Raw genomic sequence first — 24508 nt, forward strand, 5'->3', positions numbered from 1 at the left:
GGGGAATTCGTTAAGATGACAACTAGAGATGACACTGCAGGTGAGCTTTCAGGTGAACACTTTGAACAGCTGACCGAGAATCTGCAGAAGGTCGAGGCGCTCTCGAAACGATTGATAGAGGCCGTGTCCAAGAAGACTGGGCACAATACTGCGCTGGATGCCCCCGATCAGGAACTCTATGCCAAGGCGGCCACGGCCTATTGGACCGAGGCGATGCAGAACCCCGCCAAGATCATCGAGCACCAGATTGATTTCTGGTCAAAATCCGTGCTGCATTTCGTCGAAGCGCAGCAAGCTCTGGCAAAGGGCAAGCTGCAGGCCCCCGAAGATCCCGGCCCCTGCGATCGCCGCTTTTCCAACCCGCTTTGGGACACGCACCCCTATTTCAACTTCATCAAGCAGCAATACCTGATCAACGCGCGCGCCCTGGAAGATGCCGTCAGCGAGCTGGAAGAACTGGACGCAAAGGACCGGCTCAAGCTGACCTATTTCACCAAGCAGATCGTGGACATGATGTCGCCGACCAACTTCCTGGCAACGAATCCGGATGCTTTGGAACGGGCGGTTGCCACGGATGGCGAAAGCCTGGTGAAAGGGCTTGAGAACCTGATTTCGGACCTCGAGGCCAACAACGGGGAACTTGTGGTCAGGCTGGCCGATGAATCCGCCTTCGTGCTGGGTGAAAACATCGCCACCACACCGGGCAAGGTGATTTATCGCAACCGGATGATGGAACTGATCCAGTACGAGCCGGTCACCGAAAAGGTCTATGAAACGCCCATCGTGCTGTTTCCCCCTTGGATCAACAAATACTATATTCTGGACCTCAAGGCCGAGAACAGCCTGATCAAATGGGTGACCGAGCAGGGTTATACCCTGTTCGTGGTCAGCTGGATCAACCCGGATGCGACCTATGCCGATGTCGGCATGGAAGATTACATCAACGATGGCTTCCTGACGGCGATCCGCGAGGTCAAGGCGATCGCCGGGGTCAAACAGGTTAATGCGGTGGGCTATTGCATCGCGGGCACCACGCTGTCGATGACGCTGGCCTTGATGAAAAAGCGTGGTGATACCTCGGTGAAATCCGCCACGTTCTTCACGGCGCTCACCGATTTTTCCGATCAGGGAGAGTTCACACCCTTCCTGCAGGATGATTTCATCGACGGTATCGAAGCAGAGGTGGCCGAAAAGGGCTTCCTGCAATCCTACATCATGGCGCGCACCTTCTCGTATCTGCGCTCGAACGATCTGATTTATACGCCCGCCATCCGCAGCTATATGATGGGCGAGACGCCCCCCGCCTTTGACCTGCTGTTCTGGAACGGGGACGGGGCGAACCTGCCGGCCAAGATGGCGATGGATTATCTGCGCGGGCTGTGTCAGCGCAACGAGTTCGCCGATGGCGGGATCTTGATGATGGGAGAGACCTTGCATGTCAGCGATGTGGATGTGCCGGTCTATGCCATCACCTGCGAAACCGATCACATCGCGGCCTGGAAGGATTGTTATCGCGGCGTCCAGCAGATGGGGTCGAAGAACAAGACCTTTGTGGTCAGTGAATCCGGCCATATCGCCGGGATCGTGAACCCGCCCAGCAAGAACAAGTACGGCCATTACATCAACGACGATCTCGGCCTGTCCTCGCATGAGTGGATGGAGGGCGCCGAGTACCACAAGGGCTCGTGGTGGCCACGCTGGTCCGAATGGCTCAAGCGGCGCTCGGGCAAGAAGATTGGCGCGCGGGATGTGGGTGATTCGACGCATCCGGTGCTGGCGGACGCGCCCGGCACCTATGTCGCGATCAAGGCAAGAGGCTGATTTTAAACGCTTTTACTCAATATGCTGCGATGCAGCAAGAAAATCCTTGAAATGCTGCGTCGCAGAATGCATATTGTTTGCAGCTGCAGAGCGCGGGACTGGCCCGCCGGGCACGAACAAAGGATTTGACCAATGGCCAAGACGCAAGATTTCACCACCGTCATGAAAGACATGATGGGCGCATTCCCCGTCGACACCGGCGCGATGGAAGACGCATTCAAGACCACGGCAACCCTGAACGAGAAACTTTCGAGCGTTGCTCTGGAAGCTGCCGAGAAATCCGCAGAGATCTCGAGCAAGTGGACAAAAGACACCATCGCCAAGCTGGGCGATATGGCGAAAGCCAAGGCAGAGCCTGCCGACTATGCAAAAGCGATGACCGATTTCGCATCGGCCACGGCAGAAGTTGCAGCCGAGAACATGGCCGCTTTCGCCGAGATCGCCAAAAAAGTCCAAATGGACACGGTTGAGCTGATGATGGCGGCTGGCAAGGACATGTCCGAAGACGCCGCATCTGCGATGAAAAAAGCCACCACCGAGGTGACTGCAGCGGCCAAGAAAGCCACTGCGAAGTAAATTCGGACGCAGATTTACACCCCTCTCCTCCCAATTGGGTGTGAATGCGAGAAGGACAGGTCTTTGGACCTGTCCTTTTTTTGTGCCCGGATGGCGTGCGGGGCCTTGCACGTGGCTGCAATCTGCGAGGGGTTTCACCCCTCGCGCTCCCCGGGTATTTCAGACCAGAAAGAAGCAGGACCTGCCGTCGGGCGCTGATGGAGGCCGCGCTGGTTTTCTGGCAACTCTTTCCTTTTGTATAATGCTGCCCTAGGCTTGCTGCACTGCATCATGTCCGGGGAGGGTAAGACATGGCCGAAGAAGAAAAACCCCTGCTGATCAAACGCTATGCCAGCCGGCGGCTCTATAATACCGAGACCAGCGATTACGTCACACTTGAAGATATTGCGGGGTTTATCCGGGAAGGCCGTGAGGTGCAGATCGTTGATCTGAAATCCGGAGATGACCTGACGCGCCAGTACCTGCTGCAGATTATTGCCGAACATGAAAGCCGGGGCGAGAACGTGCTGCCGGTGAATGTGCTCAATGATCTGGTGCGCAGCTACATGATCCCCGGCGGGGGGGTCATGCCGCAATTCCTGCAGGGCTCCTTCGACATGCTGCGCGAAAGCCAGAGCAAGATGGTGGAAAACATGAATGCCATGAACCCGATTGCGAAAATGCCCGGGTTCGAGGCCATCAAGGCCCAGCAGGAAGCCTTTATCAAGGCGATGACGCTTGGACTGAATGCCCAGTGGGGGGCATCGGCACCCGAGCCCGAGCCTGAGCCCGAAGCGGACAAGGGCGAGGATCTGGAAGCGATCAAGAAGCAGCTTGCCGATCTGCAGAACAAGCTGTCCAAGCTGCGTTAAACCTGGTGCAGGGGCGTGCGCAGCGCGTCCTTCATCAGCCATTCGAAGTAGGTCTTGCGCAGCTGGCGTGCGCAAGGGCCGGGCGCACCGTTCGAGAAATGCCGCTCATCCACGCGGGTGACGGGGATCACGCCCCCTCCGGAAGAGGAGAGAAAGACCTCATCCGCGCGCCAGAATTCCTCAAGGGGCAGGGGGCGCGTCTCGACCGTCAGACCCATCTCCCGGGCCATCTCCAACACGGTCTGGCGTGTGATACCGTGCAGCACCCCATGTTGCGAAGTCACCAGCCGGTCGCCAAACAGGGCAAAGACGTTAAAGCCCGGCCCCTCGGTCACATTGTCCTGATGATCCAGCAGCAGGGTGGTTTCAAAGCCCTTGTCCTTGGCTTCGAACAGGCCGGATGTGAAATCGCCCCAGTGATAGTTCTTGACCCGTGGGTTGACGCTGTCCTGGGGGATGCGGCGCACGGATTTGGCGATCCAGACCGAGGTGCCGGCCTCTGCGATCTCTGGTTTGACGATATGCACATATGGCACGCACCAGGCATAGAAATGGTTCTGACAATCGCGCGGATCGCGGCTGCCGGGAACCGGGTTTCGCCCGCGTGCCGCCACCATCGCCACATAGGCCGAGTGCAGGCCCGAGGCACCAACCATCCGGTGCAGCGCGGCTTGGATCTGATCCGGGCCCATCGCGATATCCATGCGAAGGGCGCTGAGCGAGGCGGTAAAGCGCTGCAGGTAATCGGGCAGACGAAAGAACGCGCCTTGCCAGACGGGCACCACGTCATAGGCCATATCGCTATGGGTCACGCCCCAGTCGGTGACGTTGATCCTGGCCTCGCTGATCGGCAGGATGGTCCCGTCGATCCAGGCCGCTCCGTTTGATAGATCATCCATGATCCAGTTTTGCGCGCTCGGTTCCATGCGCGCAAGATGTCAGGTGCCGTAGGCGCGCTCGGATGTGGTGACCTGGTCCATGGCCTGCAGCAGGATGTCAGCGACCGTATCCAGCTCCTCGCGGGTCAGTCGCACGGGCAAACGCACATCGCAGGCCCGCATCAGCATCGCCCGCGTCAACGGCAATTCGGGGATCTCGCCAAGAAACTGCCAGTTCCAGAAGGCGCGCGCATTATCCGCGCTCAGGCCAAAGACCTGCACCGAGACACCAAGTTCCTTGGCAGTGGCTGCAAAGGCGCGGGTTGTGGCCTCGTCCAGGCCCACCAGGTTGAACTGAATGGAATCGGGCGCGCGCTGTTCGGGAGCCAGCGGGGCAGGCACGCGGATAAAGGGCGAGGTTTCAAGCCGTGCCGCCACATGGTCGTGATTGGCCCGCCCGTCGCGCACCCGGCGCGCCAGCTCGGGCAGTTGCGGGCGAATGACGACGGCCGACAGGTTGGACATCCGCAGATTGTACAGCGGCAGCCGATTCTGCCAGCGCCCGAAGGCATCCTGCAACACCGGGTGTTTCTTCCAGTTGTGCTCATAGGCACCGGACATGATGATGGCACGCGCCACAAGATCAGCATCATCGGTGATCAGGATCCCGCCCTCACCGGCATTGATCATCTTGTAGGACTGGAACGAAAAGCAACCCACCCGGCCGATTGTGCCGATGTTGCGCCCGGCCCATGTCGTGCCCAGCGAATGCGCCGCATCTTCGATCACGGGTATGTCGCGGGCCTCACACAGCTGCATGATCGCATCCATATCGCTGGTATGGCCGCGCATATGGCTGATGATCACGGCCTGGACACTGTCCAGCTTGGCTGCGAAATCGGCGAGGTCGACGCGGTAGTCCTCACCCACTTCACACAGCACCGGAACACAATCGGCATGGATGACCGAGGAGGGAACCGCCGCAAAGGTAAAGCCCGGGATCAGCACCCGAGCATCGCGCGGCAGACCCAGGGCCTTGAGCGACAAAAACAGCGCAGCCGAACAGGACGAGACCGCCAGCGCGTATTTCGCACCGATCATCTCGGCGAATTCGGCCTCCAGCAGCGACACAGGCGCATGCTCGGGCGCGGTATAGCGAAACAGATCTCCCGATTGCAAAAGCGCGTCGATGGCGTCGCGGGCGGCAACTGGGATGGGTTCGGCTTGGTGAACGTCGGGTGCGCGCTTCATATTTCATTTTCCTTAATTAAGGTTTTCAGAAATATAAAACACCTGAGCGCGCCATGCCAGCCTTGTGTTGCAGCAAGGGCAGAATTTCACAAAACTGTCGCTTTGGCCCTTATGCGCCCAGACGGTCGCGCATCGCATACCAGGTCATCGCCAGCACCAGCAGGGGCGAGCGCAGGCGCGCGCCTCCGGGAAAGGGCATGGACGGGATGCGCGCCATGATGTCAAAGCCCTCGGCCTGTCCCTGAATGGCGCGCGCCATCAGCATGCCGGCATGGGTGGCGGTGCCGACGCCGTGCCCGGAATAGCCCGAGGCCGTCAGGATGTTGGGGGCCACCCGCGCCAGATATGGCAGGCGTTTCATGGTAATCGCCAGCGTGCCACCCCAGGCATAATCGATCCGCACATTCTTCAGATGCGGAAAAATCTGGGTCATCGGTTTGCGCACCAGGGCGGCAATATCTGACGGAAAGCGATAGCCATAGGTCTCACCTCCGCCAAACAGCAACCGCTTGTCGCGGCTCAGGCGGAAATAGTTCACCACGAACTTGCTGTCGGCAACGGCCACATCGCGCGCCAGGACCCGCGCAGCCTCATCGCCCAGTGGTTCCGTGGCGGCGATGAAATTGTTGATCGGCATCACCCGCGCGGCGACCTTGCGGTTCAGCCCGCCAAGATAGCCGTTGCAGGCCAGGACCACGTGATCTGCCGTGACGCTGCCGCCATCGCTGCGCAGCACGACCGGTTTTGCTTCGCGGATGTCGAGTACTTCGGTATTCTCGAAAATCTGCCCGCCTGCCGCTTCCACTGCACCTGCCAGGCCCAGTGCAAAGTTCAGCGGGTGCAGATGCGCAGCCCCCATATCCAGAATGCCGCCGTGATAGGCCGGAGACGGGCAGAGCGCGCCAAAGGCGTCCCTGTCCAGCACCTCGATCTGATCATAGCCGTATTCGGCCCGCATATGCGCGGCATGGTCATGCAACTCGCGCATCTCGCCAGCAGTAAAGCCGCAGGCGGCGACACCGGGTTTGAGATCGCAGTCAATACCGTGGCGCGCGATCAGATCCCTGACCAGATCCTTGGCCTCTTCTCCCAGATCCCAGAGCTTGCCTGCATCCGCCCGCCCCACCAGCGCCTCCAGCGCTTCCTGGTGAACCCGCTGGCCCGACCCAAGCTGACCGCCGTTGCGCCCGGATGCACCAAAGCCCGCGCGATGGGCCTCCAGAACAACCACGCGCAACCCGGCCTCGGCCAGATGCAGCGCAGCGGACAGGCCGGTATAGCCCGCACCGACCACGCAGACATCCGCCTTGACCTCACCGCGCAAAGGCGCGCGCGGCCTCGTTGGATTTGCGGTCGCGGCATACCAGCTTGCCGGATATTCTCCGCGCTGGTCATTGGCATAAAGAAGGTTCAAAGCAGTCCCCCTGCTTCTTTCTGGTCAAAAATACCCGAATGCAACGCGACCCAAAGGGTCAGACATTCAGCAGCAGGTGCTCACGTTCCCACGGAGAGATCACTTGCAGGAATTCCTCATACTCGGTGCGTTTGACGATGGAATAGACCCGGGCGAATTCCTCGCCCAGGACCGCATGCAGATCCGGGGCTTCGTCGAACAGGTCAAGCGCATCGCCCATCACGCGCGGCAGGTCGCCTTCGCTGTCCTCATAGGCATCGCCCTTGAAGCTCTTGTCGGGGCGTTCTTCCTGGATCAGACCCAGGTAACCGCAGGCAAGGCTCGCGGCGATCCCCAGATAGGGGTTGCAATCCATACCCGCGATCCGGTTTTCGACCCGGCGCGAGGCAGGGCTGGAGAGCGGCACGCGAATGCCTGTCGTGCGGTTGTCGCGGCCCCATTCCAGATTGATCGGAGCGGCATGATCGCGCACGAAACGGCGATAGCTGTTCACATAGGGCGCCAGCACGGCCACGGCCGCGGGCAGGTATTTCTGCAAGCCACCGATAAAGTAGAAGAACGCGTCCGTCTCGCCGCCCTGGGGACCGGAAAAGATGTTCTTGCCGGTTTCCTTGTCCAGCACCGAATGGTGGATATGCATGGCCGAACCCGGCTCATCCGCAATGGGTTTGGCCATGAAGGTGGCAAAGCAATCATGGCGCAGGGCGGCTTCACGGATCAGGCGTTTGAAGTAGAACACTTCATCCGCCAGCTTGACCGGATCCCCGTGCAGCAGGTTGATCTCAAGTTGACCGGCCCCGCCCTCCTGGGTGATGCCGTCGATCTCGAAACCCTGCGCTTCGGCGAAATCATAGATGTCGTCGATCACAGGTCCGAATTCATCGACGGCAGTCATCGAATAGGCCTGACGCGCCGCTGCCGGACGTCCCGAGCGGCCCATCATCGGTTCGATCTCCTTGGCCGGATCCAGATTGCGCGCGACAAGAAAGAATTCCATCTCCGGTGCCACGACGGGCGTCCAGCCCTTTGCTTCATAAAGCGAGACCACGCGCTTGAGCACGTTGCGCGGTGCGAATTCGATGGGATCCCCGCCACGGTCAAAGGCGTCATGGATCACCTGAAGTGTCCAGTCGCCCGTCCAGGGGGCCGCACTGGCGGTGCTCATGTCGGGCTTCAGGATCATATCACGTTCGATGAACCCTTCATCTCCGGCTGCTTCACCCCAGTCACCGGTGATCGTCTGGTAAAAGATCGAATCCGGCAGGTGAAAGTAGTCCTGCCGCGCGAATTTGCTGGCCGGCACGGCCTTGCCGCGCGCAATGCCGGGCAGGTCCGAGATGATGCATTCCACCTCATCCAGGCGGCGCCCTTCCAGGAAAGCCTGGGCGGCTTCGGGCAGGTTCTTGATCCAGTCTTCGGCCATTACGCCCTCGCTTGTTTGAAAAACGCCGCAACATGGGCGGCCATTTCTGCGTTGTTGGTTGGTCCGTTCAGATTGGCGGCCGCCGCCTCAAGCTGGTGGTCTGGCACCACACCCTTGCCGCGCCCCTTGATCAGCCCGTCGACAAATTCGGCGTTGAATTCCGGATGAGGCTGAACTGTCCAGATATGATCGCCATAGCCTAGGAAGGCGTTCTCGCAAAACGCGTTTGATCCCAGAACCCGCGCCTCTGGGGGCCGTTCGATCACCTGATCCTGATGCCAGGCGTTCAGCGTTACGGACCGCTCGTCCAGAGTGTAATCGGTGCGCCCCACGGACCATCCTTGCGGGAATTTCACCACCTTGCCGCCAAGTGCCTGTGCAATGATCTGATGGCCAAAGCAGATGCCCACCATGGGGCGTTTGCTGGCATGAATGTCCCGGATCAGCTCTTCCAGAGGCGGGATCCAGGGCAAATCCTCATAGGTCCCGTGCTTGGACCCGGTGATCAGCCACCCGTCCGCATCCTCGGGCCCGTCCGGAAATTCCATGTCCACAACATTCCAGGTGGCAAAGTCAAAGCCGTTTCCGGCCAGCATGCGCTGGAAGATATCCGAGTAATCGCCCAGTCGCGCCATCAACTCTTCGGGCGCGTGACCGGTCTGCAGTATCCCGATTCTCATAGGTCACCAATAATTTGATCAAATTACAGATAAGCGTAACAGGCCATTCGGGCAAGAGGGTCAGACGGCTTCCAGATAGGTTTGCCAATGGATCTCAGGGGGAATGCTCTCGAATCGGGCCATTTCCTGCCGTTTGGTCTGACACATGTTGTCGATCAACTGCGCCGGCAGGATGCGCGCGATCAGCGGATCCGCCTCAAAGAGTTTGATCGCCTCGCTCAAGGTGGCGGCCAGGTGCGGCAGGCCTTCGGTCTCATAGGCATTGCCGGTGATGGGCGGGCTGGGCGTCATCTGCGCTTCGATCCCTTCCAGAGCCGCACCGGCGATGATGGCGAGCATCAGATAGGGATTGACGTCACCACCCGAGGTCCGGTGTTCAAAGCGCCGCGCGACTGGCGCGCCGCCCGGCACGCGGATCGCTGCGGTGCGGTTCTCATAGGCCCATGCGGCACTGGTGGGTGCATGGGCACCCGGCACCAGACGGGTGAAGGAGTTCAGATGGGGCGCAAAGATCAGCGTGCTTGCCGGCATCGCCGCAAGGCAGCCTCCGATCGCATGGCGCAGCGTGTCGGTGCCGTCCGGCCCGCCATCGTTGAACACGTTGTTGCCGTCCCCATCCACAACCGAGACATGCACGTGAAACCCGTTGCCCGCATCATCGTCGAAGGGTTTGGCCATGAATGTGGCCGCCAACCCGTGCTTGCGCGCGATGCCCTTGACAAGCGTTTTGAAAAGCCAGGCGTCATCGGCGGCTCGCATCAGCGGCTGATGGATGAGGTCGATCTCGAACTGGCCGATCCCGGATTCCGAGATGGCGGCCTGTGCGGGAATGCCCATCGCCTCGGCCCCGGCATAAAGATCGGTAAAGAACGCATCGAACGCATCGATGTGGCGCACCGACAGGATCGCTTCGCCCGCCAGGGCCCGCCCGTTCAGAGGGTGAGGCGGATGGGCCAGCGCAGTGCCGCGGTCATCCACCAGCGTGAATTCAAGCTCGGTCCCGGCCATCACTTGCCAGCCCTTGGCCTCGTAGCGTGCATTGACGGCGGCCAGCGCATGGCGTGGATCGCCCGCGAAGGGTGTGCCGTTCTCATGCTGCATCCACATCGGCACCAGCGCGCTGGCCGAAGCCAGCCACGGCATGGGCACCGCACCCCGATCGGTGGGTAGCAACACCCCATCCGCATCGCCGGTTTCAAAGACCAGCGGGCTGCCTTCGATATCGGCCCCCCAAAGATCGACGTTCAGGCTGGACAGCGGCATGCGCACAGAGCCGCTCTCCAGCTTTGCTCCATAGCTGCCGGGCAGGCGTTTGCCGCGCATCTGGCCGTTCAGATCGCAGGCACCCACACGAATTGTCGGGAATTGATACAGGTCCATCGGGGTTACTCACACTTGTTTGGACAAGCGATAGCGCGGGGCATATCGCGCTGTCCATTGTCTGTCTTTACCGGATCAGGTTGGGGCGGATGCGCAGCTTTGCTTTTTCGTTCTGTGGCAGGTGACTGTTCAAACGGCGGTTGATCGCTCCGAAAATGGCGACGATCACAAGCGTGAAGATGATGAAATACATCGCCAGGATCGGGTAGGGCACAAACGGGTTGAACGTCTTATCTGCGAAATAGTTGGCGTAATACAGCGCATCGCCCCGCTGCTGCCAGGCGGGGAAGCTTGAGAAAAACACAAGCGCCGTGGCGTGAAACAGAAAGATCGCCTCATTGGTGTATGCAGGCCAGGCCAGACGCAGCATGGTCGGCCAGACGATGCGCCGAAATCTTGGCCAGCCGGACATGCCATAGGCATCCGCAGCCTCGACATCGCCCTTGGGGATCGAGCGCAGCGCGCCATAGAATATCTCGGCCGAATAGGCGGAGGTATTGAGAAACAGCACGATCAGCGCCCCCAGCCAGGCCGCCGTGAAGGGGTCAAAGAACGCGTAGGACCCCTTGAGGCTGAGGAAGAGGAAATAGGCAAAGAAGAACTGGATGAACAGCGGCGAGCCGCGAAACAGAAAGATGAACCATTCGGCAGGTTTGCGGATCAGCCGGTTCGCGGACATCTTGCCCAGGGCCAGGGCGGTCGCGAAGAAGAACCCCAAACCCAGGGCCACAACGCCGAAATAGATGTTCCAGATCATGCCCGAACCGATCAGCACGAAATGCTCGCACAGGGTGAAATCGGTGCGCGGCAACAGGCGCTCACCATAGCCCAGGCTGCGCAGCCCATAGTCCTGGATCGTCTGCCAGCACGACATCAGCTTGGCCCTTCCACATGGCAGGGCGTACCGGCAAGCCGGTGCGCGGCGCGCATGTTGCCAGGGTTGGACATGGCCCCGCTCATGCGGTGGCCCTGCGCTGTGCTTCGCCGCCGGTGGTGGCCTGACCGTGGGTCAGACGTTGCATCAACCGCTCCAGCCAGATCTCCGAGACACGGGTCAGCAGCAGGTAAAACACCAGCAACCCAAGAAAATACCACATCCGCCAGTCGCCATGGGGATAATCCGAGAACCGCGCGGTCTTGGTGCTGCCCAGTTCGCGCGCCCAATAGACAATGTCTTCGATCCCCAGCAGGAACAACAGCGGCGTCGCCTTGATCAGCACCAGCCAGAGGTTCGACAATCCGGGCAAGGCATAGACCCACATCTGCGGCACCAGAATCCGCCAGAAGGTCTGACGGTGGTTCATGCCATAGGCCTCTGCCGTTTCCAACTGCGCGCGCGGCACAGCCTGCATGCCGCCATAGAGAACATTGGCCGCAAAGGCGCCAAACACGATTGCAAAGGTAATCACCGCAAGGAAAAAGCCATAGCTCTCATGCACCCATTCCGGGGATGAGCCCAAAGGCAGCTTGGCCTGCTGACAGACCAGGAAATCGCTGCCCTGCCGGATCGGATCGGTCCAATCGGGGCACAGAACCCGGTGGCGCACATATTCGAACATCTGATCCAGTGCGATCACGAAAAACAGGAAGAACGCGATATCGGGCACACCGCGCACGACGGCGATATAGATCTTGCCGAACCACGACAGCGGCGCAAATCGCGACCGCGCCGCCATGGCACCTGCAAACCCGAAGGCCAGCGCGACGGGCGCGGTGATCGCCAGCAGCAACAACACCTTCACAAAGGAGATGTAGAACTGCATATGCACCCCATTCGTGAGGTAACACGAAAACCAGCGCAACGTATCAAGCGCGGATGGGTCTGTGCAAAAAGAAAACATTATGCCCCAGTGCGGGGGCCGTCACCCGGCCCCCGCGATGTGACGGGGCAGAGCCCCGCCGGTTCTATCAGTAGGTGACGGTGCCTTCACCGAACCACTTGATCAAAAGCGCGTTCAGCGTGCCGTCCGCCTTCATGTCGGTGATGGCTGCATTGAACTTGTCGCGCAGCTCACCATCGCTCTCGCGCAGGCCCATGCCGACACCGCCACCCAGAGGCACTTCGGGGCCGATAAAGACAAGTGCTCCACCGGATTCCTCGACCAGCGGCGCAAGATAGTCACGGTCGGCAAAGACCGCATCCGCTTCACCGTTGCGCACGGCAGCCACGGTTTCTTCGGGGGTTGCGAATTCAACCAGCGTGGCACCGCTCTCGGCGATATGGCCGGCCTGGATGGTGGCGGTCTGAGCGGCGATAATGCCGGTTTCCCAATCCGCGCCATCCGCGGCACCCACGTATGCAGATGCGGTGGGTGGGAAGTAATCCTGAGTGAAATCAATCACCTCATCGCGCTCAGCCGTGATCGACATGCCGGCCATGATGGTGTCATAGTTGGCCGAAACAAGGTTGGGGATGATGGAATCCCAGTCGTTCTTGACCCATTCACAGGTCAGCTCGGCGCGCGCGCACAGCTCATTGCCCAGCTCGATCTCGAAGCCGTCCAGATTGCCGGCGTCGTTGATGAAGTTATATGGCGCATAGGCACCTTCCGTGCCCATACGGATGGTTTTTCCGTGGCCATCGGCAAAGGCAAGCCCCGCCGTCAGTGCAAGGGCAGCTGTGCCCAGTATCAGTTTTTTCATGATGAAACTCCCGGTTTGGATTTTTGGTTACGCTGCGCGTGTGGCTGACAGAAAGCCGCGCAATCGTTCTGATTTGGGCGCACCGAACAGCTGTTCGGGAGCCCCTTCCTCTTCCACCAGCCCCTGATGAAGAAAGACCACATGGTCACTCACATCGGCAGCCAGCTTCATGTCATGGGTCACGATCAGCATCGTGCGCCCTTCATTTGCCAGATCCTTGATGACCCGGACAACCTCCTGTTCCAGTTCCGGATCCAGCGCGCTGGTCGGCTCGTCAAACAACAGCGCCTCCGGCTCCATGCACAGCGCCCGCGCAATCGCCGCACGCTGCTGCTGTCCGCCCGACAGTTGGGCAGGATAGGCATCGCATTTGTCTCCGATCCCGACCTTGTCGAGATATCTGCGCGCAGCTGCATCCACTTCGCCCCGCTCGCGGCCCAGCACCGTGCAGGGCGCTTCCATGACGTTCTGCAGGATCGTCATATGGGCCCACAGGTTGAATTGCTGAAACACCATGCTCAGGTTGGTGCGAATGCGCGTGACCTGCTTGTTATCTGCCGGATGACGCCCCAGACCGCTGCCTTTCCATTGCACCGGCTCGCCCTTGAACAGGATGTCGCCCTGCTGGCTGTCCTCCAGCAGGTTGGCGCAGCGCAGCAATGTTGATTTCCCGGAGCCTGACGATCCGATCAGCGACACCACATCTCCGCGATGGGCCGTAACAGAAACACCCTTCAGAACCTCCAACGCACCATAGGCTTTGTGCAGGTTCTTGATTTCGATCACAGCAGACCTGGCAGCAGGAGAGTCAGTCAAGAAAAGCTCGCGGTTGGTTCATCGATCCGACGTAATAGGAATGAAAACCAGTTCCATTGCAACGCTGAATTCGCTCAAAACAGCTTGAAACATGATGCTTTGACCAAAGGTCAAGTCGGATTTGCGCACTTATGAGGCAGGTGGCGGAGGTGTCGCAACAGCCAGATAGTCCCCGGCCGGGATCCGTACGAGACCCCTGAGATGCAGCAGCGCGCGATCGTGATTCGACAACGCTCGGATCGCCTGCTCAACCGCCAGCGCCATCTCGTGCCCGTCCCGTCCGGCGGCCGTGATATAGGGCAGGCCCGGCGTTGGCTCGGTGCGCGCGATTTCGCGCAACGCATCCGTGACAGGATCATGTTCCAGCATCAAGGCCCAGGTCAGCGCGTCGATCCCGGCCAGATCGGCCCGCCCTTCGGCCACCGCATGGGCCGAGGCGACATGCGCGCCGGTCTGCAGCAGATCTCCCATCTGCACGGCACGCGCGCGCAGATGCACCATCGGTGCCGCCCATCCCGATTGCGAGACAGGCTCGTTATAGGCAAAGCGCGCACCCGCAAAGGCGACCTCGCTCTCGCGCGGATCATCGCGGCGCGCGATCAGCACCGAGTTATAGTACCCAGGGCCACAGCCGCTCACCCCGTAATCCGGTGTGCCCACCAGCGCCACCTTGCCATGCAGGGCCGTGCGATAGGGCATGCCACATGTCTGTGAGAACACCAGATCCGGACTTTGCCAGATCTCCCAGAAATCCATGTCCCGGGTCAGCTTCTCGGGGCCGTGCCCCAGGGCGTCGCGGATCAACGCCCAGAACCGATCGTTGGCATCTTGCAGCGGGGCAAGATCATACATGCCCAGAGATGCGATCATGCGCGTTGCGCCCGCTGCCGTGCCAGGGCGCTGTCGCGGTCATTCACGCCCAGCAGCTTGGCCGACAACCGCAATATGGCGTCTTCCGCATCATCGCGCGCGCCATCGGCCAGCGCCACGGTCCACAGGGCCTCGACCACGCCAAGGCGCTCTTCATAGGGCACCACATCCTTGATCGCGCGGGTGAAGCGCACCGTGTCGGGGGCCTCGCTCTCCAGCGTTTCGGCATCGCGCAACAGCGCCTCCGCCTCGGCTGTGCCAAGCCCATAGCGCCCGGCGACAACCGTGCGGATCTGCGCGACCTCCGCCGAGGCATATTCGCCATCGGATCGCGCAATGCGCACCAGCAAGGCCGTCAAGGCAAGACGCGCGTCTGCGTCAGGCAGCGGCTCGGAGGACGGGGCGGTCAGTCGCCGCAGGAAATCACCAAACATGTTTTCGCATATAGGCCGCGCGGCCTCCAACGCCAAGCCCTGCTTCTTTCTGGTTGAAAATACCCGGGGGGCAAGGGGGCAGCGCCCCCAGAAACGGCCGCCCTAAAGCGCCCCGAGCGCCCGTTGACGCGCCTCGGCGCTTTCGTCCGGATCCAGACCCAAAGCCTCGCGCAGAGCCTCGACGATCTCCACCTCGCAGGCATCTTCCGACCCATCCGCCAGCACCACCTGCCACAGGTCGCACAGCGCCTGCATACGCTCGTCATGGCTCAGCTCGTTGCGGATCAACTCGGCAAACTTGCCCGAATCAGGTGCCGCCTTCTGCAGCTTTTCGCAGGTGGCGCGCATCTTGGCGGCCTGGATGGGTTTCAGTCCGAAATGCTGTGCCAAGATACGGTCGATCAGACTGATTTCCGAGACCGTATAGACCTTGTCTGACTTTGCCACCCGCACCAGCAGCGCCCCAAGAGCCAGTTTCGCGTCCGGAGCAGGCAGAGGCTCGGCATGTGTGTCACGGAATCCGCTCAGAATGCGGCCCAGCAAACTCATCGGTCATCCCCTTTTGCGGCAGTATTCAGGCGAGTTTATCAAAAACGCGCCGAGTCGACACCGGTGTCCCGGCAAATCTTGCAGGGCGAGGGATCGCGGTCACACCAACCGGCTGACATCCCGAGCAGCGCGGATGAAATCCGCAAAAAGCGGATGGGGCTCAAACGGTTTCGACTTCAGTTCGGGATGGAACTGCACTCCGATGAACCAGGGATGATCGGGCCACTCGACGATTTCGGGCAAGCGCCCGTCCGGTGACATCCCCGAAAAGCGCAGACCTGCGGCTTCCAGCTTGTCGCGATACTTGATGTCGACCTCATAGCGATGGCGGTGACGCTCGTCGATCGCGGTCGTGCCATAGATTTCGGCCACTTTCGAGCCCGGGCTCAGCACCGCGTCATAGGCTCCAAGACGCATGGTCCCGCCCTTGTCGTCATCGACCTTGCGCGAGACCTTGTAGTTGCCCTGCACCCATTCCTTGAGATGATAGACCACCGGGGTGAACCGCTTCTTGCCGGCCTCGTGGTCGAACTCTTCCGACCCCGCATCCGACAGATTCGCGGTGTTGCGCGCCGCTTCGATCACGGCCATCTGCATGCCCAGACAGATGCCCAGATAGGGCACCTTGCGCTCGCGCGCGAATTGCGCGGCCTTGATCTTGCCTTCGGTTCCGCGCTCGCCAAAGCCACCGGGAACCAGGATAGCATGAAAGCCTTCCAGATGCGGGGCAGGGTCTTCGCGTTCAAAGATTTCCGCATCTACCCAATCCACCTTGACGCGCACGCGATTGGCCATGCCGCCATGAGTCAGCGCCTCGGCGATGGATTTATAGGCATCCTCCAACTGGGTGTATTTGCCCACGATCGCCACCTTCACCTCGCCTTCGGCATTGTGAATACGGTCGCTCACGTCTTCCCATTTGCTCAGATCCGGTTTGGGCGCAGGGCTGATCTGGAACGCATCCAGAACCGCCTGGTCCAGCCCTTCGCGATGATAGGCCAGTGGTGCGTCATAGATCGTGCTCAGATCCTGCGCGGCGATCACGCTGTCGGGGCGCACGTTGCAGAACAGGGCAAGTTTTTCGCGTTCCTTGGCAGGGATCGGCCCTTCCGAGCGACACACAAGAATATCCGGCGCGATCCCGATCGAGCGCAATTCCTTGACCGAATGCTGCGTCGGCTTGGTCTTCAACTCGCCACTGGCCGCAATGAAGGGCAGCAGCGTCAGATGCATGAACAGACATTGCCCGCGCGGCTTGTCCTGGCTGAACTGGCGGATCGCTTCAAAGAAGGGCAGGCCTTCGATATCGCCTACCGTGCCGCCGATCTCGCAGAGCATGAAATCCACCTCATCCTCGCCAATCGAGATGAAGTCCTTGATTTCATTGGTGACATGCGGGATCACCTGAATGGTCTTGCCCAGGTAATCGCCCCGGCGTTCCTTTTCCAGCACGTTGGAATAGATCCGCCCCGATGAGACCGAATCCGTCTTTCGCGCCGCCACCCCGGTGAAGCGTTCGTAATGTCCCAGATCCAGATCGGTCTCGGCCCCGTCGTCGGTGACAAAGACTTCGCCATGCTCGAAGGGGCTCATCGTTCCGGGATCGACGTTCAGATAGGGATCAAGCTTGCGTAACCGCACCGAAAATCCGCGCGCCTGCAGCAACGCTCCCAATGCAGCCGAAGCCAGACCTTTGCCGAGCGAAGACACCACGCCGCCGGTGATAAAAACAAAGCGTGCCATAGACTTGGATGTCTCCCGTGTGTTCCTGGGTACGTGCCGCTGGCAGATACCCCAATAATCCATGCGATTCGGCGGTGAAAAACCGCAACATCACGGGACTTACGGAATAAGAGATTTCCGGTCCCATTGCAACCCTGCCCGCAACATGCTGTTGCGCGGCGATACACTACGTCAAAACCTTGTGGGTCAGTCCGCGCTGGGGACCAACGGGGCATTGTCCCCTTCGGCCGGTGGCAACAAGCCACCAGTCAGGCCGGGTACGGTTGGGCTGGGCACGCTCTCGCTTGGCGCGGGCGCTGTCACGCCCAGACGATCGATCACCGAAGTGCCGGACGCGTTCTGTGCGGCAAAGATGGTCAGCGTCATCGAGGTACAGATAAAGGCGATGGCCAGGATCCATGTCACCTTGCCAAGGGCCGTGGCCGAAGACCGGCCCGCCGTGGCACCGCCACCGCCGCCGCCCATGCCAAGGCCACCCCCTTCAGAGCGCTGCATCAGAACGACAGCGATCAGCCCCAGGGCCAGAAGAAGGTGGATGATGAGAACGACGTTTTCCATATGGACCTGCAGTGCCTTTCGTGACGGGCGCTATGTAGGCACAAATGCCGACAGGGGCAAGGCGTGACTTTGGCTCTGGACTTGGCCGATCTGTCGCGCCAACCTTGCATATGCCTCATGACCATCACGATCACAATCACCCGCATTCCCATCTTCCGCCCGAGCCGGCCTTGCGAGTCAAGGCTCTCGAGACGATCCTGACCCGCAAGGGGCTGATCGATCCGGCCGCTCTGGATGAGATCATCGACGTCTATCAAAACCGCATCGGCCCCAAGAACGGAGCCCAGGTCGTGGCCCGCGCCTGGTCCGATCCGGGCTTTCACGCCGCCCTGATGGAGGACGCGACCGCCGTGATCGCCGAGATGGGGTTTTATGGCCGTCAGGGTGAACATATCACCGCCGTGGCCAATACCGGGACGACACATAACATGGTCGTCTGTACGCTGTGCTCGTGTTATCCGTGGCCGCTTCTGGGGATTCCGCCGGGCTGGTACAAATCCGACGCCTACCGTGCGCGGGCCGTGCGCGAACCCCGCAAGGTGCTGGCCGAGTTCGGCGTCTGCCTGCCCGAAGACACCGCCGTGCGCGTCTGGGACAGCACCGCCGAGATGCGCTATCTGGTGATCCCGCGCCGCCCCGAAGGAACCGACGGCCTGGATGCGGACGCGCTTGCCGGACTGGTCACGCGCGACAGCATGATCGGCACCGGTTTGCCCAGGGCCGTGGCCCCGTGACCCGTGTGCATGATATGGGCGGGCGATTTGGCGACGGGCCGGTGATGCCCGAAGCCGAAACGCCGGTCTTTCATGAAGACTGGCACGCACGGGCGCTGGCGGTCACGCTGGCTGCGGGCGCGCTGGGGCAATGGAACCTCGATACTTCCCGCCATGCGCGCGAACGGCTCAGCCCCACGGATTACGCGCGGTTTTCCTATTACGAGAAATGGATTTCCGCGCTTGCGGATCTGCTGGTTGAAACCGGCGTGCTCAGTGAGCGCGATCTCGGTGAACAGGGTCTTGATGAGCCGGGCGAGGGCGCTCGCCACCCTCTGGCTGACCGCGTGCTGACACCGCAGGCTGTCGCAGCGGCGCTGGCCAAGGGCGGCCCCGCCGATCGCCCCTCGGATGTCGCGCCGCTTTTCGTGGCCGGCCAAAGCGTGCGCACCCGTCGCCCTGCCGCAAACACCCTTGTGCCGGGCGGTCATACCCGTCTTCCCGCCTATGCCGCCGGAGCGCGGGGCCATATCCTGCGCCTGCACGGCACGCATATCCTGCCGGATGCCAATGCCCATGGCTTGGGGGAATCCCCCGAGCCGCTCTATGCCGTGGTCTTTGCTGCCTGCGAACTCTGGGCCGATCCCGAACATCCGCGCGATGAAGTGGTCCTTGATCTCTGGCAATCCTATCTGGAGCCCGCATGATGGATGACCATCCTGCAGGCGCGCCCGAACCGGTCTTCAGCGAGCCCTGGCACGCGCAGCTGTTTGCGCTGACCGTCAAGCTTAACGAGGACGGACATTTCAGCTGGCCTGACTGGGCGGCGCGCTTTGCGGCCACGCTCAAGGCCCATGGTGTTCAAAAGGAGCTGGACGGTGGCGACGATTACTTTACCGCCTGGCTTGAAACGCTTGAGGGGATGCTGGCGGACTCCGGGCAGGCGGGTCGCGACGAGGCCGATCTGATGAAAGCGGCCTGGGAACAGGCCTATCTCACTACGCCCCATGGCGCACCTGTGCACCTGCACGACTGAGCACAGCGCATCAAGCGGGCGATGACCTGCAGTCGCTTATCTTGACTTGGGTCGTGAGGTCAGGCCCGCTTTTGCCAGAAACCGGCGAAAATCCCCCCGGCGTGGCAGGCGCAGCGGCACATGCAGCACAGGTTTGCCTGCAAGACGCTCGGCCTCATGCACGTCGATCACCCGCTCGGCACAGCCGCAGCCTTCGCCGGTGGCGACCTTTTCGTAATAGAACCTGGTGAAATCCTGCTCGCGCGTGCGTTTCATTCGTCGATATCATCCACATCTGCCTGCCCGGACAGGGCCCGTCTGACAATAGACCAGCTCAGCCCGATTCCAAGCACCACGGACAACGCAAAAATCCCCAGCCAGGTGTTCAACTGCTGACTGTCCAGGCTCAGCAGGCCAAAATCGTAAAGCACCCACATCAACGTGCCCACCAGCGCGAGGATCAGGATCATCCCGAACCCGCCGATCGAGCGCAGCGTCGCGCGCAGATAAATGATATAGCCGATCGCCAGCACCAAACCCAGGAACACCACCAGGGACAAATGTGTCTCATAATGCGCCATGGACCAGCGCACATAGCTCCACTGCGTCGGATTATAGGTTGCAGCCAATAACAAAAAGGCAAACAACCACCTGAGGAAAATGCCCATACCCTTTACCTTTTTGCCCATTGAAATGCCCAAAGAGGGGGCCCGTGTCCAGTCCCGGGCAAGACTGGTGTCAAATTGAGGTTTCCCTGTTGCCTCTGCGCCGGTATACGGACGCGGGTTTGGAACTCACACATCTCAAGAAGGACCGGATATGGCCAATGTGGTGGTTGTCGGCGCTCAGTGGGGCGACGAAGGCAAGGGCAAGATTGTCGACTGGCTGAGCGAACGCGCGGATATCATCGCGCGCTTTCAAGGCGGGCATAACGCCGGCCATACGCTGGTTATCGACGGCACGGTCTACAAGCTGCACGCGCTGCCCTCTGGCGTGGTGCGCGGGGGCAAGCTTTCGGTCATCGGCAATGGTGTGGTGCTAGACCCCTGGCACCTGCTGAAAGAGATAGACACCATTCGCGCGCAAGGCGTTGAAATCACGCCTGAAACCCTGATGATTGCGGAAAACACGCCGCTTATCCTGCCCTTCCACGGAGAGCTGGATCGCGCCCGCGAAAGCCAGAACTCGGTGGCCAAGATCGGCACCACCGGGCGGGGCATTGGCCCGGCCTATGAAGACAAGGTGGGCCGCCGGGTCATCCGCGTCGCCGACCTGGCCGATGCGGCAACCCTGGCCACCCGGATCGATCGCGCGATGGTGCATCACGATGCGCTGCGCCGTGGTCTCGGGCTTGATCCCATCGACCGCGACGCGCTGTTGCGCGATCTGCAGGCCATCGCGCCAGAGATTCTCAAATATGCCGGTCCGGTCTGGAAGGTGCTGAACGAACAGCGCAAGGCCGGCAAGCGCATCCTCTTTGAGGGGGCACAAGGCGCGCTGCTGGATATCGACTTTGGCACCTATCCTTACGTGACCTCGTCGAATGTGATCGCAGGGCAGGCGGCGACGGGCACGGGCATCGGCCCCGGCTCGATCGATTTTGTCCTGGGTATCGTCAAGGCCTATACCACCCGGGTGGGCGAAGGACCGTTCCCGACCGAACTGTTTGACGCAGACGGCGAGCGCCTGGGCGAGCGCGGCCATGAATTCGGCACCACGACCGGGCGCAAACGGCGCTGCGGGTGGTTTGATGCGGTTCTGGTGCGCCAGACCTGCGCCACGTCCGGGGTCAATGGGATCTCGCTAACGAAACTGGATGTGCTGGACGGGTTCGAGACGCTGAAAATCTGCACCGGCTATGAACTGGACGGTGTGCGCCTTGATTATCTGCCCACCGCCGCCGATCAGCAGGCACGCTGCACACCGATCTACGAGGAAATGCCCGGTTGGGCGGAATCCACCGAAGGCGCGCGCAGCTGGGCCGATCTGCCCGCCAACGCGATCAAATATGTGCGCCGCGTGGAAGAGTTGATCGAATGTCCGGTCGCCCTACTTTCCACCTCTCCTGAACGGGAAGACACCATTCTGGTAACCGACCCATTCGCAGACTAGGACAGAAAGGCGGCAGTGCCCTGATGAGCGAATCCAAGAAGGCCCTCAGCTACAAGGCGCGTCGTCGCTGGTCTCTGGTGATCCTGCTGGTGGGCCTGCCGCTTTACATCATGGCCGCCGTCAGCGTGGTGAACTGGTTTGACCGCCCGTCCATTCTGGTCGAACTGATGATCTATGTCGGTCTGGGCATCCTGTGGGTCTTGCCCTTCAAGTTCATCTTTCGCGGGATTGGCCAGGCCGACCCGGATGCCAAATAGGCGCGGTGCGCCCGCAGCATCCCTGCGCCGCGTTGCCGATCAAGGCCCGCCTTCAACAGCCAACCGACATGCCCAGTATTTTGCGCATGTTCGCCCTGATGTTCCCGCCCATGCGGGTCAGACATGGCATGTCACCAAGGTGATTTCGCGGCATCTGCAGCCCGGAGAACGGGCCATGACATGCGAAAATGGCGGTATAGATCGGTAAATGATCACATTTGATGGTCGTAAAATGCAAAAAGCGCACCCCCAGGCGAGCAGGACGGGGGTGCGCTTCTTGGCATGCGTCTTGCAGATTTTAGCCTGCGGCGCGCATATCCTCGGGGCGGAATCCGATCCGGTCTGAAACGGTAAACCGTCCGGCCTGGGTTTTCTCGATCTTGCCATCCCGCAACAGCAGCCCGAAAGAGCGCAGACCATCTTCGCGGCTGAACTCCTCTTTCTCGACCATACGCACCTTGGTCATCAGCTGCGGGCGCGAGAATTGCTCCTGGCCTTCGACGAAGGACAGGTAGGCCGCTGCCGCTTCCAGCAGATCGGGCAATTCCGTCGCCCCGACGCTGTCACAGTAATCGGCGAACTTCATCTGGCCTTCGGCACCATCTTCCATCACCTCATCTGCCGGCGAGGACATGACGCGGCGTGGCTGCACAGGGGCGATATCGGCATCCACCCGCTGGGCCGCAACCAGTTTCAAAGGTGCAGGCTTGTCCTCGTCGGGACGGCGGCTGCGCTCGCTGGTTGCGCTTGCTTCGGGGCGGCGCGGGCGCACGACGCGCGCCAGATCCTCGCGGTAGACCCCGTCGCTGGCCGCTTCCGACATGGTGCCACCTGCGGCCTCTTCTGCCTTGCCTGCGGCCATGGCGGCGCGCAGATGGGCAAACTCGGACCGGCGATTGCTGGTTTCGGAGTCGCTCAGCTTGTCGTCTGCTTCTTCCAGAAGGCGCGCGACAGCCGGATCCTGGTCAGCATCATCGCTCAGAATGGCGCGCTCGGGAACGAAATCATCCTCGTCTTCGTCCTCATCGTCCGTGTCCGCGAAAATCGACCCGATCTCATCCTCTTCCAGAGCGTCCGCGTCCGCCTCGTCGTCATATGCATCGATCTCGGCGTCATCGTCAGCCATCTCGGCTTCGATGGCGGCCAGTTCCCGCATCAGGTCGGCGTCTTCTTCCGCCGTCAGCGTGGTCGACTCTGCGCCGTCTTCGGACAGATCGACCACCGGCAGGTGCTCTCCGCGATCAGCGGCCAGAAGGGCGTCGAACTGTTCCTTGGTGACCTTGACCACCCGCGCTTGGAGAGGCTGGGCCTCGTCCAGCGCGTCGTCTTCCAGCGCGTCGTCTTCCAGCACGCTCTCTTCTGCAACGATATCCTTCAGGAGCGGCGCATAAGGCGCATCCGGGCGCGTATCTTCCAGGAATGCGCTGAGCGAGTCCTGCTCCTCATCCGCGATCCGACGATCCGAGGCGTTCAGGAAATCCGCCAGCGGGTCCGCAACATCGGCCTCGTCCTCGGCCACGATTTCGGGTTCAGGCTCCGGCTCAGGCTCAGGCAGAACCGCGTCCACCTCGACCATCTCCTGCTCTGCCTCGTCCTCGGCCGGGTCCAGCGCGTCAAGACGGGCGTTCAGCTCGTCCATGTCGTCATCTTCAAGAACCTCGTCCTCGGCGACGTCATCCAACTGCGTTTGGGCAAGGATATCCGAGATGTTGCTGGCAACGCTGGGCGCAGGGGCCGCGCTGGTGATCGCTTCGGCATGTTCGTCCTCGGAGAAGTCCTGAGGCACGTCCTCGGCTTCCGAGCGAGACACAACCGCGCGAATGCGCTGGAGCTTGGCGGCAATGCTGTCCGCCGCAGCCGTGATCCCGGCGTTTTTCACAGGCGCAACCGGTTCGGCAACGACCTCGGGGGCTTGCGCGTCACTTTCCTCGACAACAGCCTGGGACTGGGCAAAGAACGCAGCCGTATCCTCCTGGGACGCGACCTCGTCCGCTCCATCTTCCGCTTGCGCGGCACCCTCGGCGACCGTGTCGTCGCTCATCGTGTCGGCGGCAGCGCTGATCTCGCGGGCAATGGCGTCCGAGACGTCTTCGACCTCGACCTCTGGCGCGGCCTCGACCTCTGGCGCGGCTTGAGTGGCAGCAGCGGCAGCAACACCCAGCGGCGCGGCGGCCTCGGCACGCAGCACATAGCCAGTCTCGTCGCGATGCGCTTCTACCCGGCGAGAAATCTCTTTCTGCGCGATATGGGCCAGCATCTCCGCATCGGGTTGCGGCGGTTCCGCCCCGAAGTAACGATCTTCTGCGGCCAGGTCACGAAAGTATTCTGCAATGGCTTTCATGGTGCCAAAGGCGTCGTCAAAGCCCTCCAGCGTGCACGAGAACGTGCCATAGGACACGGTCAGGATTTTGTTGCTTTGTACCATGGGATGCTCGTCCTCATTTATTTGTGACAAACTGTTTACCAAGCCTTCATGGACAAAATCGGCCCGAATCTGTGTAATCAACCGTATCATTTCATGGCC

At 60.9% G+C, this 24508-nt stretch carries 26 protein-coding genes; 8 read left to right on the forward strand and 18 right to left on the reverse strand.

Features of this window, described 5'->3' with window-relative positions; all coding sequences use genetic code 11:
- Window positions 1-15: 15 nt before the first annotated feature.
- From phaC to phaR, 3 genes are all read left to right on the forward strand, one after another.
- Window positions 16-1821, forward strand: coding sequence for a class I poly(R)-hydroxyalkanoic acid synthase (gene phaC / locus WAO69_RS00940; protein ID WP_422175802.1), 1806 nt, complete (start codon window positions 16-18; stop codon window positions 1819-1821).
- Window positions 1822-1953: 132 nt separating this feature from the next.
- On the forward strand, window positions 1954-2397 hold the full coding sequence (locus WAO69_RS00945) for a phasin family protein (protein WP_422175804.1): 444 nt from the start codon (window positions 1954-1956) through the stop codon (window positions 2395-2397).
- Window positions 2398-2687: 290 nt separating this feature from the next.
- Window positions 2688-3248, forward strand: a complete 561-nt coding sequence (gene phaR / locus WAO69_RS00950; RefSeq protein WP_422175808.1) for a polyhydroxyalkanoate synthesis repressor PhaR — start codon at window positions 2688-2690, stop codon at window positions 3246-3248.
- Here phaR and WAO69_RS00955 read toward each other — a convergent pair.
- From WAO69_RS00955 to secG, 15 genes are all read right to left on the reverse strand, one after another.
- A complete protein-coding gene (locus tag WAO69_RS00955) occupies window positions 3245-4147 on the reverse strand; it encodes an aminotransferase class IV (protein ID WP_422175810.1) in 903 nt (300 codons plus the stop codon). The two genes, phaR and WAO69_RS00955, sit on opposite strands and share 4 nt — an antisense overlap.
- Window positions 4148-4186: 39 nt before the next feature.
- Window positions 4187-5377: a DegT/DnrJ/EryC1/StrS family aminotransferase gene (locus WAO69_RS00960; protein WP_422175812.1), complete on the reverse strand. Its 1191-nt coding sequence runs from the start codon at window positions 5375-5377 to the stop codon at window positions 4187-4189.
- Window positions 5378-5486: 109 nt separating this feature from the next.
- Window positions 5487-6791: an NAD(P)/FAD-dependent oxidoreductase gene (locus tag WAO69_RS00965; RefSeq protein WP_422175814.1), complete on the reverse strand. Its 1305-nt coding sequence runs from the start codon at window positions 6789-6791 to the stop codon at window positions 5487-5489.
- Window positions 6792-6849: 58 nt separating this feature from the next.
- Entirely contained in the window at window positions 6850-8214 is a 1365-nt protein-coding gene (locus tag WAO69_RS00970; protein WP_422175816.1) for a glutamine synthetase family protein, read from the reverse strand.
- Window positions 8214-8894: a type 1 glutamine amidotransferase gene (locus tag WAO69_RS00975; protein WP_422175818.1), complete on the reverse strand. Its 681-nt coding sequence runs from the start codon at window positions 8892-8894 to the stop codon at window positions 8214-8216. Before WAO69_RS00975 ends, WAO69_RS00970 begins: the two co-directional genes overlap by 1 nt.
- A 60-nt stretch (window positions 8895-8954) precedes the next feature.
- Window positions 8955-10274: a glutamine synthetase family protein gene (locus tag WAO69_RS00980; protein WP_422175820.1), complete on the reverse strand. Its 1320-nt coding sequence runs from the start codon at window positions 10272-10274 to the stop codon at window positions 8955-8957.
- 67 nt (window positions 10275-10341) lie between these two features.
- Entirely contained in the window at window positions 10342-11148 is an 807-nt protein-coding gene (locus WAO69_RS00985) for an ABC transporter permease (protein WP_422175822.1), read from the reverse strand.
- A gap of 82 nt (window positions 11149-11230) precedes the next feature.
- The gene (locus WAO69_RS00990; RefSeq protein ID WP_422175824.1) at window positions 11231-12115 is read right to left on the reverse strand and encodes an ABC transporter permease; all 885 of its coding nucleotides are present in this window, start codon (window positions 12113-12115) and stop codon (window positions 11231-11233) included.
- Between the two features lie 67 nt (window positions 12116-12182).
- Window positions 12183-12917: a transporter substrate-binding domain-containing protein gene (locus WAO69_RS00995; protein WP_422175826.1), complete on the reverse strand. Its 735-nt coding sequence runs from the start codon at window positions 12915-12917 to the stop codon at window positions 12183-12185.
- A 27-nt stretch (window positions 12918-12944) separates the two neighbouring features.
- Window positions 12945-13703: an ABC transporter ATP-binding protein gene (locus tag WAO69_RS01000; protein WP_422175828.1), complete on the reverse strand. Its 759-nt coding sequence runs from the start codon at window positions 13701-13703 to the stop codon at window positions 12945-12947.
- Between the two features lie 159 nt (window positions 13704-13862).
- Window positions 13863-14603: a phosphate/phosphite/phosphonate ABC transporter substrate-binding protein gene (locus tag WAO69_RS01005; protein WP_422175831.1), complete on the reverse strand. Its 741-nt coding sequence runs from the start codon at window positions 14601-14603 to the stop codon at window positions 13863-13865.
- Window positions 14600-15037 (reverse strand): TerB family tellurite resistance protein, encoded by a 438-nt coding sequence (locus WAO69_RS01010; RefSeq protein WP_422175833.1) that lies wholly within the window; start codon window positions 15035-15037, stop codon window positions 14600-14602. The genes WAO69_RS01005 and WAO69_RS01010 overlap by 4 nt, the downstream gene beginning before the upstream one ends.
- Before the next feature lie 102 nt (window positions 15038-15139).
- Window positions 15140-15586, reverse strand: a complete 447-nt coding sequence (locus tag WAO69_RS01015; protein ID WP_422175835.1) for a TerB family tellurite resistance protein — start codon at window positions 15584-15586, stop codon at window positions 15140-15142.
- A gap of 99 nt (window positions 15587-15685) precedes the next feature.
- Window positions 15686-17329 (reverse strand): CTP synthase, encoded by a 1644-nt coding sequence (locus tag WAO69_RS01020; RefSeq protein WP_422175837.1) that lies wholly within the window; start codon window positions 17327-17329, stop codon window positions 15686-15688.
- A gap of 186 nt (window positions 17330-17515) precedes the next feature.
- A complete protein-coding gene (secG, locus tag WAO69_RS01025; RefSeq protein WP_422175839.1) occupies window positions 17516-17887 on the reverse strand; it encodes a preprotein translocase subunit SecG in 372 nt (123 codons plus the stop codon).
- 110 nt (window positions 17888-17997) lie between these two features.
- Between secG and nthA the strand changes: the two genes are divergently transcribed.
- Genes nthA through WAO69_RS01040 form a run of 3 tightly spaced genes read left to right on the forward strand, consistent with a single transcriptional unit; the run spans window position 17998 to window position 19636 of the window.
- A complete protein-coding gene (nthA, locus tag WAO69_RS01030; RefSeq protein WP_422175841.1) occupies window positions 17998-18621 on the forward strand; it encodes a nitrile hydratase subunit alpha in 624 nt (207 codons plus the stop codon).
- The gene (gene nthB / locus WAO69_RS01035; RefSeq protein ID WP_422175843.1) at window positions 18618-19307 is read left to right on the forward strand and encodes a nitrile hydratase subunit beta; all 690 of its coding nucleotides are present in this window, start codon (window positions 18618-18620) and stop codon (window positions 19305-19307) included. The genes nthA and nthB overlap by 4 nt, the downstream gene beginning before the upstream one ends.
- Complete coding sequence (locus tag WAO69_RS01040; protein ID WP_422175845.1) at window positions 19304-19636, forward strand: nitrile hydratase accessory protein; 333 nt, start codon at window positions 19304-19306, stop codon at window positions 19634-19636. The genes nthB and WAO69_RS01040 overlap by 4 nt, the downstream gene beginning before the upstream one ends.
- A gap of 36 nt (window positions 19637-19672) precedes the next feature.
- Here the strand turns inward: WAO69_RS01040 and WAO69_RS01045 are convergent, their stop codons facing one another.
- Together WAO69_RS01045 and WAO69_RS01050 are read right to left on the reverse strand one after the other, a co-directional pair.
- Window positions 19673-19891: a hypothetical protein gene (locus WAO69_RS01045; RefSeq protein ID WP_422175847.1), complete on the reverse strand. Its 219-nt coding sequence runs from the start codon at window positions 19889-19891 to the stop codon at window positions 19673-19675.
- Entirely contained in the window at window positions 19888-20283 is a 396-nt protein-coding gene (locus WAO69_RS01050) for a DUF6524 family protein (protein ID WP_422175849.1), read from the reverse strand. The genes WAO69_RS01045 and WAO69_RS01050 overlap by 4 nt, the downstream gene beginning before the upstream one ends.
- Before the next feature lie 151 nt (window positions 20284-20434).
- Between WAO69_RS01050 and WAO69_RS01055 the strand changes: the two genes are divergently transcribed.
- Together WAO69_RS01055 and WAO69_RS01060 are read left to right on the forward strand one after the other, a co-directional pair.
- Window positions 20435-21727 (forward strand): adenylosuccinate synthase, encoded by a 1293-nt coding sequence (locus WAO69_RS01055; RefSeq protein WP_422175851.1) that lies wholly within the window; start codon window positions 20435-20437, stop codon window positions 21725-21727.
- Between the two features lie 23 nt (window positions 21728-21750).
- Window positions 21751-21984 (forward strand): DUF2842 domain-containing protein, encoded by a 234-nt coding sequence (locus tag WAO69_RS01060; RefSeq protein ID WP_422175853.1) that lies wholly within the window; start codon window positions 21751-21753, stop codon window positions 21982-21984.
- A 298-nt stretch (window positions 21985-22282) separates the two neighbouring features.
- On the opposite strand, the gene WAO69_RS01065 is transcribed toward WAO69_RS01060, so the two are convergent.
- Entirely contained in the window at window positions 22283-24409 is a 2127-nt protein-coding gene (locus WAO69_RS01065; RefSeq protein WP_422175855.1) for a chemotaxis protein CheA, read from the reverse strand.
- Between the last annotated feature and the right edge of the window lie 99 nt (window positions 24410-24508).

The organism is Aestuariivita sp. (assembly GCF_049276915.1).
In the GTDB taxonomy this organism is placed as follows: Bacteria; Pseudomonadota; Alphaproteobacteria; order Rhodobacterales; family Rhodobacteraceae; genus Aestuariivita.